The sequence below is a fragment of the Rhodococcus sp. NPDC055024 genome (genome assembly GCF_053608585.1).
Genome location: NZ_JBSGVT010000002.1, coordinates 491,354 through 505,690, shown reverse-complemented (window position 1 = coordinate 505,690; position 14,337 = coordinate 491,354). Strand labels below are relative to the sequence as shown.

16 protein-coding genes are annotated in these 14,337 nt (G+C 62.5%); 9 read left to right on the top strand and 7 right to left on the bottom strand.

The window, feature by feature from the left end; genetic code table 11:
• Positions 1 to 42 precede the first annotated feature (42 nt).
• Genes ACWF6P_RS08880 through ACWF6P_RS08870 form a run of 3 tightly spaced genes read right to left on the bottom strand, consistent with a single transcriptional unit; the run spans position 43 to position 2,630 of the window.
• On the bottom strand, positions 43 to 702 hold the full coding sequence (locus ACWF6P_RS08880; protein ID WP_452620773.1) for a hypothetical protein: 660 nt from the start codon (positions 700 to 702) through the stop codon (positions 43 to 45).
• A complete protein-coding gene (locus ACWF6P_RS08875; protein WP_452620772.1) occupies positions 695 to 1,060 on the bottom strand; it encodes an SUMF1/EgtB/PvdO family nonheme iron enzyme in 366 nt (121 codons plus the stop codon). The genes ACWF6P_RS08880 and ACWF6P_RS08875 overlap by 8 nt, the downstream gene beginning before the upstream one ends.
• Before the next feature lie 49 nt (positions 1,061 to 1,109).
• Positions 1,110 to 2,630 carry a PucR family transcriptional regulator gene (locus tag ACWF6P_RS08870; RefSeq protein WP_452620771.1) on the bottom strand — a complete coding sequence of 507 codons (1,521 nt, stop codon included), beginning with the start codon at positions 2,628 to 2,630 and terminating at the stop codon, positions 1,110 to 1,112.
• Positions 2,631 to 2,805: 175 nt separating this feature from the next.
• On the opposite strand from ACWF6P_RS08870, the gene ACWF6P_RS08865 reads away from it, so the two are divergent.
• On the top strand, positions 2,806 to 3,270 hold the full coding sequence (locus tag ACWF6P_RS08865; protein WP_378542270.1) for a nucleoside deaminase: 465 nt from the start codon (positions 2,806 to 2,808) through the stop codon (positions 3,268 to 3,270).
• Positions 3,267 to 4,598 carry a cytosine permease gene (gene codB, locus ACWF6P_RS08860; protein ID WP_452620770.1) on the top strand — a complete coding sequence of 444 codons (1,332 nt, stop codon included), beginning with the start codon at positions 3,267 to 3,269 and terminating at the stop codon, positions 4,596 to 4,598. The genes ACWF6P_RS08865 and codB overlap by 4 nt, the downstream gene beginning before the upstream one ends.
• A 94-nt stretch (positions 4,599 to 4,692) precedes the next feature.
• Here codB and ACWF6P_RS08855 read toward each other — a convergent pair whose 3' ends face one another.
• Positions 4,693 to 5,544, bottom strand: coding sequence for a mechanosensitive ion channel family protein (locus ACWF6P_RS08855; RefSeq protein WP_452620769.1), 852 nt, complete (start codon positions 5,542 to 5,544; stop codon positions 4,693 to 4,695).
• A gap of 80 nt (positions 5,545 to 5,624) precedes the next feature.
• On the opposite strand from ACWF6P_RS08855, the gene ACWF6P_RS08850 reads away from it, so the two are divergent.
• The 4 genes from ACWF6P_RS08850 to ACWF6P_RS08835 all read left to right on the top strand — a co-directional run bounded on the left by ACWF6P_RS08850 (position 5,625) and on the right by ACWF6P_RS08835 (position 9,354).
• Positions 5,625 to 6,263 (top strand): DUF2461 domain-containing protein, encoded by a 639-nt coding sequence (locus tag ACWF6P_RS08850; RefSeq protein WP_378542274.1) that lies wholly within the window; start codon positions 5,625 to 5,627, stop codon positions 6,261 to 6,263.
• 430 nt (positions 6,264 to 6,693) lie between these two features.
• Positions 6,694 to 7,686, top strand: a complete 993-nt coding sequence (locus ACWF6P_RS08845) for an ABC transporter substrate-binding protein (RefSeq protein WP_007729992.1) — start codon at positions 6,694 to 6,696, stop codon at positions 7,684 to 7,686.
• Between the two features lie 83 nt (positions 7,687 to 7,769).
• Entirely contained in the window at positions 7,770 to 8,555 is a 786-nt protein-coding gene (locus ACWF6P_RS08840) for an alpha/beta fold hydrolase (protein WP_452620768.1), read from the top strand.
• 70 nt (positions 8,556 to 8,625) lie between these two features.
• The gene (locus tag ACWF6P_RS08835; protein ID WP_452620767.1) at positions 8,626 to 9,354 is read left to right on the top strand and encodes a Clp protease N-terminal domain-containing protein; all 729 of its coding nucleotides are present in this window, start codon (positions 8,626 to 8,628) and stop codon (positions 9,352 to 9,354) included.
• 69 nt (positions 9,355 to 9,423) lie between these two features.
• Here the strand turns inward: ACWF6P_RS08835 and ACWF6P_RS08830 are convergent, their stop codons facing one another.
• Entirely contained in the window at positions 9,424 to 9,627 is a 204-nt protein-coding gene (locus tag ACWF6P_RS08830; protein WP_003939930.1) for a cold-shock protein, read from the bottom strand.
• 320 nt (positions 9,628 to 9,947) lie between these two features.
• On the opposite strand from ACWF6P_RS08830, the gene ACWF6P_RS08825 reads away from it, so the two are divergent.
• Both ACWF6P_RS08825 and ACWF6P_RS08820 read left to right on the top strand, forming a co-directional pair.
• On the top strand, positions 9,948 to 10,997 hold the full coding sequence (locus ACWF6P_RS08825) for an ABC transporter substrate-binding protein (RefSeq protein WP_452620766.1): 1,050 nt from the start codon (positions 9,948 to 9,950) through the stop codon (positions 10,995 to 10,997).
• A 46-nt stretch (positions 10,998 to 11,043) separates the two neighbouring features.
• Positions 11,044 to 11,763: a dienelactone hydrolase family protein gene (locus tag ACWF6P_RS08820; protein ID WP_378542280.1), complete on the top strand. Its 720-nt coding sequence runs from the start codon at positions 11,044 to 11,046 to the stop codon at positions 11,761 to 11,763.
• Here the strand turns inward: ACWF6P_RS08820 and ACWF6P_RS08815 are convergent, their stop codons facing one another.
• Complete coding sequence (locus tag ACWF6P_RS08815; RefSeq protein ID WP_452620765.1) at positions 11,764 to 12,489, bottom strand: SDR family NAD(P)-dependent oxidoreductase; 726 nt, start codon at positions 12,487 to 12,489, stop codon at positions 11,764 to 11,766. It abuts the gene before it with no gap.
• A gap of 72 nt (positions 12,490 to 12,561) precedes the next feature.
• Between ACWF6P_RS08815 and ACWF6P_RS08810 the strand changes: the two genes are divergently transcribed.
• Positions 12,562 to 13,101 carry a MarR family winged helix-turn-helix transcriptional regulator gene (locus tag ACWF6P_RS08810; RefSeq protein ID WP_452620764.1) on the top strand — a complete coding sequence of 180 codons (540 nt, stop codon included), beginning with the start codon at positions 12,562 to 12,564 and terminating at the stop codon, positions 13,099 to 13,101.
• Here ACWF6P_RS08810 and ACWF6P_RS08805 read toward each other — a convergent pair whose 3' ends face one another.
• On the bottom strand, positions 13,102 to 14,313 hold the full coding sequence (locus tag ACWF6P_RS08805; protein WP_452620763.1) for an acetyl-CoA C-acetyltransferase: 1,212 nt from the start codon (positions 14,311 to 14,313) through the stop codon (positions 13,102 to 13,104). It lies immediately after the preceding gene.
• Positions 14,314 to 14,337 lie beyond the last annotated feature (24 nt).

Genomic DNA, 14,337 nt, shown 5'->3' with positions numbered 1-14,337 from the left:
ACCTTTTCGGTCGAGGGCCACAGCCGTTCGAGAAGCATCGAGCTAGAGGTCAGTGAATCGCGATCGCGCAAGAGCCCGGAGTGCGTAGCTGAAACCGAACAGCAGGATGACGAAAGAACCGGCGGCTATCGCCCCCTGGGCGGGAGCATCGCGGAATGCCAGCAACGCCACAACGAACATGGCCAAGGCAAGCCACCCTGCCCGCTGGAACATTCCACTCATACGCGCCAGAGACCGGATCAAAGGGAAATTCATCTGTCCGAGCGGGTCCTGCTCCTGCATGGCGGTCCACCAATCCGAATCGAGTTGTGTTGCAGAGCATCCTATGGAGAAAAGGGTGTGTCCGCCACAGCGCGGCACGCAGGCCCCATGGTCTTCGTGCATCTCACGGATCTCGTTGAGCGCCGTCACCGGCACCGAACGCGGAGCCGAACGCGGATCGTGGCTGGTGTATTCGTCACGGCCACCCATCAGCAGAGACAGCGCCGCCAACTCGCTTTCGTCACCGAGACCCGGCAAGTACGTGCGGGCCGGCGAATCGGTCGGTGTCGCTGCCCACCGATGCGGCCCCAGCGCTTCTTGTTCTGCAAGGCACTGTGCACGAGCGCCCAGATCTGGATTCCGCGACCGCCCGAGACGGTGATCAGGTCCGGCATGTTCGGAATCGCCGCGACGCTGTTCATTTGTCGCTGTATTAAGCAATCTCGTCGATCTCGCCGTAGCGGTAGCCGGAGGTGCCGGCCTTGCACGCGTACTGCCACTCGGCCTCGGTGGCGAGTCGGTAGCCGGTTGCAGCCCGGTCCCACTGCGGAGAATCGGTGTCGACGTCTTGATATGCGGGCGTCAGACCGTCCTCGACGGACAGCGTGTTGCAGGTTGCGATGACGTCTTGCCAGGAAAGATCGACTGCGGGCTTGCTCGAATCGGCCGACGAATCTCCGTGAAGCAGTGCCCGGGTCGTGAGATGGCGTGCGAGGCGGAAGGATTCGACTCTCGAGGTCCACGCAGTGCCCTTGCGGTCGTCTCGAAGATGCACCTCGCCGGCAGGGATCTCGATCATCAACTCCGCTGCTCCGATCAGGGGTCCATCATCGCAGAACGGTCGTTGCTCACCCGGGGAGGCGCTCGAACGCGGCCTGCGGATCAAGGCCGGTGCGCATGCGCCATGCGGTCAGTGCAAGCCCGAGACACACCACCTGTGCCGGATCATCGAGAGAAACTCCCATCAGCTTCTCGATACGAGTCAAGCGGGCATAGAGCGACTGGCGCCGGATCCCGAGCAAATCCGCGGTTCTCGCTTTGCTGCCCCGATGTGCGAGGTATGCATCGAGGGTTCGAACAAGATCTGCGGAATGTGCTGTGTCGTAAGCGATCAGCGAACCGAGTTGCTCCGTGACGAACGAGGACAGGGAAGCGGGTGTCGTGCCGGCGGCGAGCAGTCGTTGGACTCCGACGTCTCTCGCGAGGATCACGCCGGTTCGGGTGCCGAAACGCCGCGCGATCTGAACGACCTCGCGAGCTTGCGCGACTGCCGCCCCGACGCCGGACCAATCCTCGACCGGTGTCGCGACTCCGAACGTGCGTACCGCGGAACCGCCGGGTCCGCGGCGAAGCAGCTCGTCGGCTTCGGTGAATGCCGTCCGAACTCGTGCGGGGGATGCGGCCGACCACCCGTGTGCGAGCACGATGACGTGATTCGCGGCAGTCCCGACCACGCAGGAGCCGAGCACTGCTCGCACAGCGTTGCGCACTGGGTCCGCGAGCTCTCGAACCGGCGTTTGTCGATCGACGTCGACAGCGGCGACGAGGACATGTTGGCCCTCCGACAACGGCTTCCAGCCGGCAGCTGTCAGCCGCTCGGACAAGTCGCCGTGCGATGTGAGCACTCCGCCCACCACGTCTGTGATCACCGACTGGGCAAGTGACTGACTGGGTCCGACATCGCCGTGGCGACCGAGTTCCAGAGCCACCGCCACAGCGGCGCAGTTGGCGACGGCAGTTCGGCGTGTGGTTGCCCGGCCATTCAGGACCAGTCGACCGAGCGAGTTCGTCGGCCCGCGTACGTCGTGGATCGTCCGTTCGGTCTCGGACCGTTCTGCATCGGTTGTGCTGCGCTCGACGGTTCCGCCATCAGCGTCGAGGAGATCGACACCGCACCCTGCGAGTCGTGACACCTTGTTGAGTAGTGCAGTCATGCCTTGGCCCGCCACCACGATCCCCAGAAGTTCTTGCCAGACAGGCTCGCCGGCTCGCGCCGAACCGAGCGTGCGGCGGAGCATGAGGTCGTGAAAGTCTTCGACCATCCGCTCGAAGGGCACTACTGCGTGCAGTGCCAGGAACGCGAGCCCGCGTCGGCGCGAAGCCTCGGCGAGCTCGGGAGGGGCAGTGAGGAACGAGCGGCCGACTTCCATCGCGAGAGCGACGCATCCCGCGTCCGCCAATTGATCGATGTAGGCGGTGAGTTGCTCGGGGGATCGCCCGTGCAGGCCGAGACCCGTTGTCAGAAGGACCTCGCCTCCGGACAACAGCCCGCCCATCTCGTAGACCTCGGACGAATGGACCCAGCGGACCACCGCGGTGTCGACGTCGCCCGCGAGCACTTCGATTGCCGCGGCCTTGAACGAGGGCATCGCAAGAACTTGTCGCAGAGTAGGCAGCATTTCTTCATCGTCCGCCGAGGGGGCACTCCGTCATAGAGCTAGTTCTGCCGAACTGACAGGTTGTCCCTTGTCGGGGTATTACGACCGTGGTCGGATTGTGACACGAGCCACATTCAATGATTTTGGTCAGACTCCAGGAGCGCACATGAACCACCCGGCAGACACCGATGAGTATTTCCTCGGGCTAGCGATCGAACAGGCGAAGATCGGTTGGGAGGAGGGCGGCGTGCCGATCGGCGCGGCACTGATTCATCGCGGCGAGGTGCTTGCAGTGGGACGCAACCGTCGGGTCCAGATGAACAGCGCCATCCGTCACGGCGAGACCGACTGCATCGAGCGAGCCGGTCGGCTGCCGGCCTCGGTGTATCGCGAGTGCGTCCTCTACACGACTTTGTCGCCGTGCTTCATGTGCGCTGGAACTGCGCGACTGTACGAGATTCCTCGAATCGTGGTCGGCGAAAATCGTTCCTTCGAGGCATCGGAAGAATGGTTGCGTAGCAGCGGAATTCAGGTCGACGTCGTCGACGACGCGGAGTGTGTGGCATTGATGGACCGCATGCTGGCCGAGCGCCCGGGCCTGTGGCTCGAAGACATCGGCGAAGTTGTATGAGCAGCGCCGTCGAACCTGTCACGGTCGCAGGCGATTCGGAGAGTGCCGGCCCGCCTGTCGATCCGGACTATCCCGTAACTCCGGTTCCGCTTCATGCACGGAAGCCGTTCTTCTCGCTCGCGGTGGTGTTGTTGGGGTTCACCATCTTCACTCCGACGATGTTGGCCGGAGCGGCGCTCGGTACCGCGTTCTCGTTCTGGAAACTGATGGTGGTGATCGCCGCGGGATCTGCCATCTTGGGGGTGTACGTCGCCATGATGGGGTTCGTCGGAGCCCGCACTGGACTGACAACAGTTGTGATGGCGCGCTACAGTTTCGGCACTCGCGGGTCCAAGCTCGCTTCGATCCTGCTCGGCGGTACCCAGATCGGCTGGTACGGAGTCATCATCGGCACGATCGGCGATCTCACCGCCCAGGCATTGGGCTGGGATTCCTATCTCGCCAGGGCGTCGGTGATGATCGCGGCGAGCATCTTGATGTGCATCACCGCCTGCTATGGCTACCGCGGAATGTATTGGGTCTCGCTCGTCTCGACGCCCTTGATCCTCGCGTTGGCCTGCTGGGTCGTATTCCGGTCCCTCGAAGAAGTCGGTGGATTCTCCGGCCTGGTCTCGGTTCAACCCGCGACAACCATGACGATCGCGCTCGCAATCACCACGGTGGTCGGCACGTTTGTATCGGCGGGAACGCAAGCGCCAAACTGGACCAGATTTGCCCGTTCCGGATCACAAGCGGTGTGGGCCTGCGTTATCGGGTTCCTCCTCGGAAACGGATTGATGATCCTGTTCGGAGCGATCGGAGCTATCACGTTCCACGAGGGTGACTTCGTGCTGATTCTCTACAACCTTGGGCTTGTCGGCTGGGGCCTGGTCTTGCTGTTCGGGAATCTTTGGAAGAGCAACGCCGACACCGCATACGCCTTCGGGGTGGCCGGCGCCGAATTGTTCAGAAAGCCCCGCAAGACTCCGTTCGTCATCGGTGGATGTGTGATCGGCACGGCACTCGCTCTGACCGGTGTGCACAACCATCTGGTCGACTACCTGAGCCTGCTCGGAACTTTCATCCCGCCACTGGGTGGCGTGATCATCGCTGACTTCCTGTGCCGGTGGCGGCGAGGCATACCCGAGGGGTACACCCCGCAGCCGGTCCACTGGCGCAACCTCGCCGTCTATGCCGTCGCAGCATTCCTCGCTTGGCTTTCCGGTGAGTTCGAGGTGGGAATCCCGCCGCTGATCGGCATCGTCGTAGCCATCGCGCTGACAATGTTCCTGCACCGGGTGTTTGGCAACAGCTCGGCAGATCGGGAGGTCTCGACCTCGACCGTCTGAATCATGCTTCAGGCACCAGCGAGCCCCCGGCGGTATTGACCGCGCCGGGGGCTCGCGTAATTGATGGAAAGGGCAGACGCTTCCGTCTCAACCGTCATCGCAGAACAGGCAGGTACGGCGCCTCGATTCCCTGCTCTTCGAACGCAGTCAGCGCCGAGCGCGCAAATGCGCGCTGGACTGCCCATTGGCGGCCAGGCTTGACCTGCGCCGTCACTCGGATGGTAATCGCCTCGGCAGTAACCGAATTGACTCCCAGCATCTCCGGCTTGTCGATCATGTCCGCTCGGATCAATTCGGACTCCGCCGCCTCGAGGACAGCTCGCGTCGCCACCTCGCACGCTTTGTGCACGTTCGCGTTGTGGGCGATCGGGAGATCGAGAACTGCAGTGGCGTAACCCTGACTCATGTTGCCGACTCGCAGGATTTCGCCGTTGCGGCAGTACCACAAGGTGCCGTTGACATCTCGAATCGTGGTGACACGCAGGCCCACCGTTTCGACGGTGCCGACCGCGTCCCCGAGATCGACGACGTCGCCGACGCCGTACTGATCCTCGAGCAGCATGAAGATGCCGGAGAGGAAGTCACGCACCAGATTTTGTGCACCGAAACCGATGGCAAGGCCGATGACTCCGGCCGATGCAATGAACGGCGCGACGTTGATCCCGACAATGCCGAGGATCTGAAGAACACACCAGACGAGGATGACGATGGACACCGTCGATTTGAGCACCGAGCCGATGGTCCGCGCCCGCTGCGATCTGCGCTCGTTCACCTTGGCGTTCGGAGACTTGCTGGGCTTCGACATTCGGTCGATCCCGCGGTGCAGTGCGAAGCGCAGCACTACCGCGAGCGCGACGTAGATCGCGATCTCGACAGGTCGGTGAATCAGCCAGTCTCGGTTGGTGTCGGTCAGTTCCCATGCTTGTATTTCGGAAATCATCCCCATGCAGTCTACGGATTCGGGCCGATCCGGGCATCGTTGCAGGGCAGGCGGTCCAAAGCCGAACAGGCAGCTAGGCTTACGACATGGCTGCGTTCACTGGCATACCCGTTGCTGCACTCGATTTCTACGAAGACCTAGAGGCCGACAACAGCAAGACCTGGTGGGCAGCGCACAAGGAGACGTACGACGAGGTGGTTCGTCGTCCGATGGCGTCGTTGACCGCGGCGTTGGAAGACGAATTCGGCTCAGCCAAGCTCTTTCGGCCGTATCGTGACGTTCGATTCTCGAAGGACAAGATTCCGTACAAGACGCATCAGGGCGCGTTCGTCGGTCTCGCCGAGAGCTGTGGCTACTACGTGCAGGTCGACGCGGCAGGGTTGATGGTGGCCGGCGGGTTCTACGCCAGCAGCTCGGAGACCATCGCGCGTTATCGTGCGGCTGTCGACGACGACGTTCGGGGACCGGAGCTCGAGAAGATCCTGGCCTCCGTCGAGAAGGCTGGATTCACGATCGGCGGCGACAAGCTCAAGACGGCGCCTCGCGGGTACACGGTGGACCACCCGCGAATCGAGTTGTTGCGTCACAAGTCGCTGACGGCTGGTCGTACTTACCCAAGTCCGCCGTGGCTGGACAGCGCCAGGACATTGAAGGAAGTTCGCACGGCGTGGCGCGCACTGACGCCTTTGGTCGAGTGGTCGGGGCAGGTGCTCGGACCGAACTGACCGGTCGCGAGAAAAAGTGTGACGCAGCCGTAGGAGAGTTCACCTCGAGTTCACCGAAACTCGAGACGCCTGGGGCTACCGTGGTGTGTGTAACCCAAAGTTTCGGCCCCGCTTCGAGTCGCAACGCCGCAGTTCGAAGCCATTTTCTCTCGATCGACATCGTGAATAACCCGTGTCAGTGGAGACCATCATGGCTATGTTTCTTGCTCTCGTCCTGATCATCTCGGTTCTCGGAATCGTCGGCACCTACCTCGCGTTCAGTGCGGTCTACTTCGTCGAGATGCGCAAACTCGATAAGTAGGGCCGCTCGAGTTGGCCTGATTCGACTATTTCTGGGCCGATCGCGACGACCCTCCCTGCGTACGCTGTTAGGGCATCCTTATCCGCTCGCAACAGTGGATGAATCATTTCTTCTGGAGGTTCGACACGCATGCCCGCTCAATCCACGCTCTTGCTTCCCGAGGGTTACTCCGACAACCGCCTCGTCTCGGACCTCACTCGTCGGCAATTCGGCTTCGGCGCCGGAATCGCCGGACTGGGCGCGTTCCTGGCGGCGTGCGGTGACAGTGGAAGCAGTTCGGGAGAAACCGAAATGCGTTCCGTGACGACACCTCTCGGAACCTACGACATTCCTGTCAATCCGAAGCGAGTGGTGGCAATCGATTCGAGGCTCGATCTCGAACCTGCTGTAGCGCTGGAACTTCCGCTCGTCGGCTACACGTACGCTCAGGCGACACCGTGGGTACCGATCGATTCGTCGGTGCCGTTCTTGTCGGAGATCCCCAATCGCGAGCAGATCTTGGCGCTCGAACCCGATCTGATCGTGTGCCTCAACTACGAGAGCGAGTGGTGGCCGGTGGCCGAGATGTCTACCATCGCACCGGTTCTGACGACAGAGTTCACCGACGACTGGCGTACCAACCTCTCACGGCTGTCGGGCTGGCTCGGTCGAACAGCCACTCTCGACCGATTGACGCTCGACTACGACAATCTGATTTCCGACATCCGCAGTCGGCATGCCGAGAAGATCGCGTCCAAGACCGTCGCCAGTGTCTCCTTCATGCCAGACACGAACACGCTGTACGTCACGAGCATCCGCACGTCCGAGAAGGGCGACAAGCCCAGCGATATGACGCTCGGCGACATCGGTGGCAAAACTGCCACCTCGGAGGGGCTTGATCCCGAGGGTGGTGTCAGCCTCGAGGGTCTTGACGTCCTGGCCGGCGTCGACGGCTTCATGATCACCGAAAACGAGGACAGTGCGGCGTACCAGGCATTGGTGGCGAGCAAACTGTGGCAGCGACTCCCGGCAGTGCAGGCGGGCAACGTCACCAGTCTGGGTGGCTCCACGTTCTACGGTTCGATCTACACGATTTCCTACGTCGCGCAGGGTTGGGACGCCCTCTACAACAAGATCAGCTGAAGGCCCTGCCGACTGGACCGATGAGTTTCGGTAGCGCGGGCGGTCTAATCAGGTAGGCATTGACCAGACCTGAGGAGATCGACGTGAAAACAGAGCAATCCCCAGAGGTAGTGCAATCCCGCGACGGTACAACCATCGCGTACGAACGCTCCGGTGCCGGACCAGCAGTGGTCCTGGTCGCCGGAGCGTTCTGCGATCGAGGATGGTTCGATTCTCTCGCTGCGGAGTTGGCGGCGGACTTCACGGTGTATTCGTACGACAGGCGCGGGCGCGGGGACAGCGGTGACAGCCACGCGTTCTCGATCGACGACGAGGTGGAGGATTTGCGAGCAGTCGTCGCTGCCACCGGTGAAACACCGCTGGTCTACGGATTGTCGTCGGGTGCGGCGCTGGCATTGGAAGCCGCTGCGCAGGCCGTTCCGATGCGTAAGCTCGCCGTCTACGAGGCGCCGTACATGGACGACGACCAGCAGGACGAAACCGTCCAAAGTGATCTGGAGCGGTTGATCGCGGCCGGGGACAGGGAGGGTGCTGTGACCCGTTTTCTGGATCTGACCGGCGCGTCTGCGGAGATGGTCGACGAGATCAAGCGGAGTACCGATTGGCCCAGCATGTGCGCAATCGCGCACACCTTGCCCTATGACGTCGCTGTGTGTGATCACGGCTGCGAGTCGCTCGACTGGCTGGCCTCGATTACCGTCCCCACGTTGGTTATGTATGGCGGAGACAGTGGTCAATGGGCGCCTGCTTCGGCAATGCGAATTGCCGCAAAAGTCTCGGGGACAAAGACTTTGGAGATACCCGGCCAGGGGCACGGTGTCGCTGACAGCGCCATTCTTCCGGCTCTGCGCGAGTTCTTTTCCGGCTAATCGCTGAGCGGCGAAAACAATCGTCAACCTAGGGTTGACGTTGTCAATTGCGTCAACCTAAGGTTGACGCATGAGCAAACCAGTGGAAATGACTAATAAGGTCCGGCTCGACGACCTCATCGACGCGATCAAAAAGGTGCACACCGACGCGCTCGACCAACTGTCCGACGCCGTGATCGCCGCTGATCATCTCGGTGAAGTTGCAGACCATCTGATCGGCCACTTCGTCGACCAGGCGCGCAGGTCGGGAGCATCGTGGACGGAGATCGGCGCGAGCATGGGTGTCTCGAAGCAAGCCGCGCAGAAGCGTTTTGTTCCCAAGGCGCCGAGTGATCAGAAGCCGATGGATCCGAACGAAGGGTTCAGTCGGTTCACCCCGCGGGCGAAGAACGTCGTCATGGCCTCGCAGAATGAAGCCCGCGCTGCCGGGAATGCGGAGATTCGGCCTGAGCACCTGCTCCTGGGGCTTGTCGAGGAGCCTGCCGGGTTGGCTGCGAAGGCGATAGTGGCGCAGGAGGTGGAGCTTGGCTCCGTTCGGGCCGCGGTGACAGGCGTACTACCAGCCCCGACGTCCGAACTTCCGGAACTCATTCCGTACGACGCTCGTGCGCGCAAGGTTTTGGAACTGACGTTCCGTGAGGCTCTTCGGCTGGGCCACAACTACATCGGCACCGAGCACATCCTGCTCGCACTACTCGAACTCGAAGACGGATCAGGTGTTCTGGCGGATCTCGGAATCTCGAAATCGGTTGCGGAGTCGAACATCGTGGGAGCGTTGGCCGTCATTCAGGATCAGTGATTCATGTGTGAGCCTGATGCAGAAGAGGGCCGCACCCTTGCGGATGCGGCCCTCTTCTTGTGTCACTGATTAGACAGCGCGCACATTGGTGGCCTGAGGACCCTTCTGGCCCTGGCCAACCTCGAACTCCACACGCTGGTTCTCGTCGAGCGACTTGTAGCCGTTGCCCGAGATTTCAGAGTAATGAACGAACACGTCCGGTGTTCCGTCGTCGGGAGCGATGAAACCAAAGCCCTTTTCGCCGTTGAACCACTTCACGATGCCCTGTGCCATACCGATACTCCCTACAAACTCGATCCGGGCCCTCACATCGAAGTCCCGATCTCGATATGTCTATCCTCCCATGCCGCGCAAGTCGAACGGTGGGCGACGTGCAGAAGGGGGTTGGTCAGGGGTCGGTGAGGAGGAGGGGATACCGATCTTCGGCACTTGTCTCATCAATCTGTCGAAGGCCTGGACTCGAGGCTCGCATGCCAGCCTGCGGGCTAGACCAGCGAGAAAGCTGCCCAGTTGTGATCTCAAGCTGCGAGCGCGCGAGGTCGACAACCTAGGAACCCCACAGGAGGTGAGGGTGGGCTAATCTCGCATTCGCTGTGCCCTCGGCGCGCGCAGCAGACGCCGAGAAGGAGAGTGCGCACATGTACGGAACGATTCGCGAATCCACGACCGCTGAACTTGTGGACCAGCTCAGCCGCCGCGGGTTCTTCGGCGTCGGCGCAGCCGCAGCGGCGGCCATCCTTGCGGGTTGTTCCACGTCGTCAGATGCTGCAGACGCCGGCGAGCAACGCCAGGTGATCAACGCGCTCGGGACCACGACGATCTCGGGAAAGCCGGAAAGAATCGTTGTCGCCAGCGACTTCACGGATCTCGAATTCCTCCTGTCCCTCGGCGTGCACCCCGTCGCCTACGGCAACACGGGATCGTGGGACCGCGGTGCACTGCCGTGGCAGAGCACCGCGGGAATAGCTGATCTCGAAAGCTTCGACACCACAGGCGAAATCAACCCGGAAATCATCGCGCGCTACTCGCCGGACCTCATCATCGGAATGAAGACTTATCTCGAACCGGCGGCTGGGAAGCTCAGTCAGATCGCGCCGGTCGTGGCGTTGGACTGGACCACGTCGTGGCGTGACGGCGTCGCCACGGTCGGGCAGGCTGCTTTTGTCGACGAAGCCGCTACCGCAGCGATCGCCCGGACCGACGCTCTGATCGCCGATACCGCTGCTTCGCTGAACGGTTTGGGTGGCAAGGCGATCATGATCGGCTCGATGTACGGCGACCAGTTGTACGTGCAAGGTGATGCCAGTGCGCCCGGGGTTCTGCTGCGCGAACTCGGACTCAACTATCGCGGATACAACGCCGAGCAGATGGCTGCTCTGTCGATTGAGCAGGCCGAAGTACTCGCGCCCGCAGACATTCTGCTCAGCCTCGCTTCTGATCCGGAGGCGACGGCGAGGTTGGAGAACTTCGCAGTCTTCCAGAACCTCCCCGCGGTGAAGGCGCGAGCCTACGCGCCTGTCGAACTTCTGCTCTCGAATGCCTTTGTCGACAATTTCGGTCCCCTGAGCGCGCCCTACGCTTTGCCGAAGCTCGCCGAGGTCTTGACCGGACTAGCGGCAGGCCAGGGGAAACAGCTCGCCTGACCTCGCTTCCGAGCCTGCGGACGCTAGCTCGGCCTAGCATCGAGACATGGTGGACATAGATCTGACGGGCCGCGCCGCAGTAGTCGGCGGATCACAACCGCTGCGAGCGATACTCGAAACCCCCACTACCCCCGGCCCGTGGCCGGGGGTAGTGATGATTCACGAGGCCTTCGGGCTCGAAGAGGTAATGCAGCGTCAAGCCAAGCGACTGGCCGCAGCGGGGTTCTTGACGCTTGCTGTCGACCTGTACAGCGCGGGTGGGGCGAAGCGGTGCCTCGTGCCCACCATGACGTCGATGCTTCGAGGGCACGGCAAGGCGTTCACCGACATCGAAGTCGCTCGCAGTTGGCTGGTGGAATCCCCGGACTGCACCGGAAAGATCGGTGTCATCGGATTCTGCATGGGTGGTGGCTTCGCGATGGTCAGCGCCGGAGATTTCGACGCCGCCTCGGTCAACTACGGCCAGCTTCCACGCAAACTCGATGAGGCTGTCGTGGATTCGTGCCCGATCGTCGGGAGCTTCGGAGGCAAGGACTTCTCGCTCCGCGGCGCCGCAACGAAACTGGAGACGGCGCTCAGCAATGCCGGTATCGAGAACGACGTCAAGGAGTACCCCACAGCCGGCCACGCGTTCCTCAACGACGCGGAGGCCGGACCCAAGGTCCTTCGTCCGCTGGAGCGAATTCTCGGAATCGGTCCCGATCCTGTTGCAGCGCAGGATGCCTGGAAACGCATCGACTCGTTCTTCGAGCGTCACCTGGCCTGATCAGCGACTGGTTCGCTCGCCCCCGTTGACTGCCAATACCTGACCGGTGATCTGCCGCGCACCCGGTGAGGCAAGGAAGTGGACGGCCGACGCGATGTCGTCCGGAATTCCGGCGCGCTTGGTGCTGGTGGATTCGATCAACATCGCGCGACGATCGTCCGTCAGAAAATCTCGGAAGAACTCGGTGTCAGCGATGTAACCGGGGGAGACGATGTTCGCGGTGATGCCTTCGGGGCCCAGTTCGGCGGCCAGATCGATATTCCACGTCGCAACTGCGGCTTTGGCGGCGCCGTACGCACCCGCACCCTTGTCGGCGGCGATCGATCCGATGGTGATGACGGCACCGCCGCTGAGAATTCGATCGCGAACTGCGGCCGTGGTCAACACTGCCGAGATCAGATTGGAGTCCAGATTGGCACGCCACGCCGCGGCCAGGGATTCCAGATCTGACGGTGCCTCGCGGTCGAAGTCCGTGTTGCCGCCGGCGCAGTGAACGACGACGTCGATGGTTCCGGGAAGCGAATCCTGCAGCTGTTTCAGGTCTTTCGGGTCGGAGTTGTCACACGTCACGGCATGAACATCGGGGCCCAACTCCTCGGCGGTCTTTTCGAGTGGTTCCGTGCGTCGGCCGGTGACAAAAACTGTGTCTCCGTCTCGGGCGAACGCTGCCGCTACTGCGCGCCCGATCCCTGTTCCGCCGCCGGTTACCAGAACTGTGCGAGTCATGCCTACCTCCGTGAGCTACGTTTAGACCTATACGAAGAACGTATCATTTAGAGCTAAACGAGGTGTGCAGTGGTGGGCTACTACAACCCGGACGACGCGGTGGACGCGGTTGCGTTGGCCTGGCTTCGCGAGAGGCCGGGCACGCCCGTAGAAGGTATCGGCATCGTGACCCGGCTGTGGATGTGCGCCAAGCTGCTGGGGGAAGATCGCCGACGGGTACTGGCCTCGGCCGGCGCGGACACGGCGACACTGGATCTACTCAGCGTCCTGCGGCGATCCGGCGAGCCGTATCAGTTGACGACTCGCCAGATCACCGAGCAGACCGGAGTCACGGCCGGTGCGATCTCGCAGCGACTCGCGCGCGCGGAGAACGCGGGTCTGGTGGAGAGATCTCCCGCCGCGGAGGGGTCACGAGTTGTGCTCGTGACACTCACTGCCGCCGGCCACGAGTTGGTGGAGCAATTGGTGGACCGAGTTCTCGGCCGTGAAGCCGAACTGACGTCGATTCTTTCCGAGCAGCAGCAGGCCGAACTCACCGACCTGTTGCGTGTCTTTCTCGACGGTCTACGAGGCGAACTCGGAGACCCCGGCGTTGCACACGTCGGGGCTTGATCAGGACAGGCGCTCGAAGACCGCAGCCAAGCCCTGCCCGCCGCCGATGCACATCGTCTCGAGGCCGTAACGCGCTTCGCGACGGTCCATCTCGCGCAACAGGGTGGCCAGGATTCGTCCACCCGTGGCACCGACCGGATGTCCGAGGGAGATGCCGGAGCCGTTGGGGTTGATGCGCGGGTTGTCGGGTTCGAGCTTCCAGGTCCGCAGGACTGCAAGTGCCTGTGCCGCAAAGGCTTCGTTGAGTTCGATGACATCCATGTCCGCCAGGGTCAGTCCGAGGCGGCCGAGTGCCTTCTCCGACGCCGGCACGGGGCCGATGCCCATGGTGCGCGGGGGAACGCCCGCAACGCTCCAACTCGCCAGGCGTGCTAGCGGTCGCAGTCCGAGCGCACGGGCCTTGTCGACGGTGGTGACAATCGCCAATGCTGCGCCGTCGTTCTGCCCGCTGGCATTACCTGCGGTGACAGTGGAGTCGGGGTCGATCTTTCCGCGCATGGGTCGAAGGCGCGCAAGCGATTCCATCGAGGTGTCGGCGCGCGGATGCTCGTCGGTGTCGACGAGGAGGGCCTCACCCTTGCGCTGCGGAACGGATACCGGAACGATTTCCTCGGCGAAGACGCCGTTCTTCTGTGCTGCGACGGCACGCTGATGGGACTGCACCGCGAGGGCGTCCTGATCTTCGCGGCTGATCGAGAACTCGGCGCGCAGGTTCTCCGCCGTTTCGATCATTCCGCCGGGGACCGGGAAGTCGCGTCCACCGGCTGTGACGCGGGCGCGGGCCAGACGATCGTTGAGTGCAACACCCTCACCCTTGACGCCCCAACGCATTCCGGTCGCGTAGAACTCGGCCTGGCTCATCGACTCGGCACCGCCGGCGAGGACCAGATCACTGCCACCGGACTGAACCTGCATGACAGCCTGGATGATTGCCTGCAATCCCGACCCGCACCGGCGATCGACCTGCATGCCGGGAACGTCCACACCTAGACCGGCGTTCAGCGCCGCGATGCGTCCGATCGCCGGAGCCTCACCGTTCGGTGAAGCCTGGCCGAGGATGACGTCGTCGATCTCCGCGCCGGAAATGCCGGTACGCGTGACGAGTTCGGTGATCAGCGTCGAGGCGAGATCTTCCGGGGCAACGTCGCGGAATACACCGCCGAAGCGGCCGACAGGGGTGCGGAGCGGTTCACAGATGACAACGTCAGGCATTGGTTCTTCCTTGGGTCTGCCCGG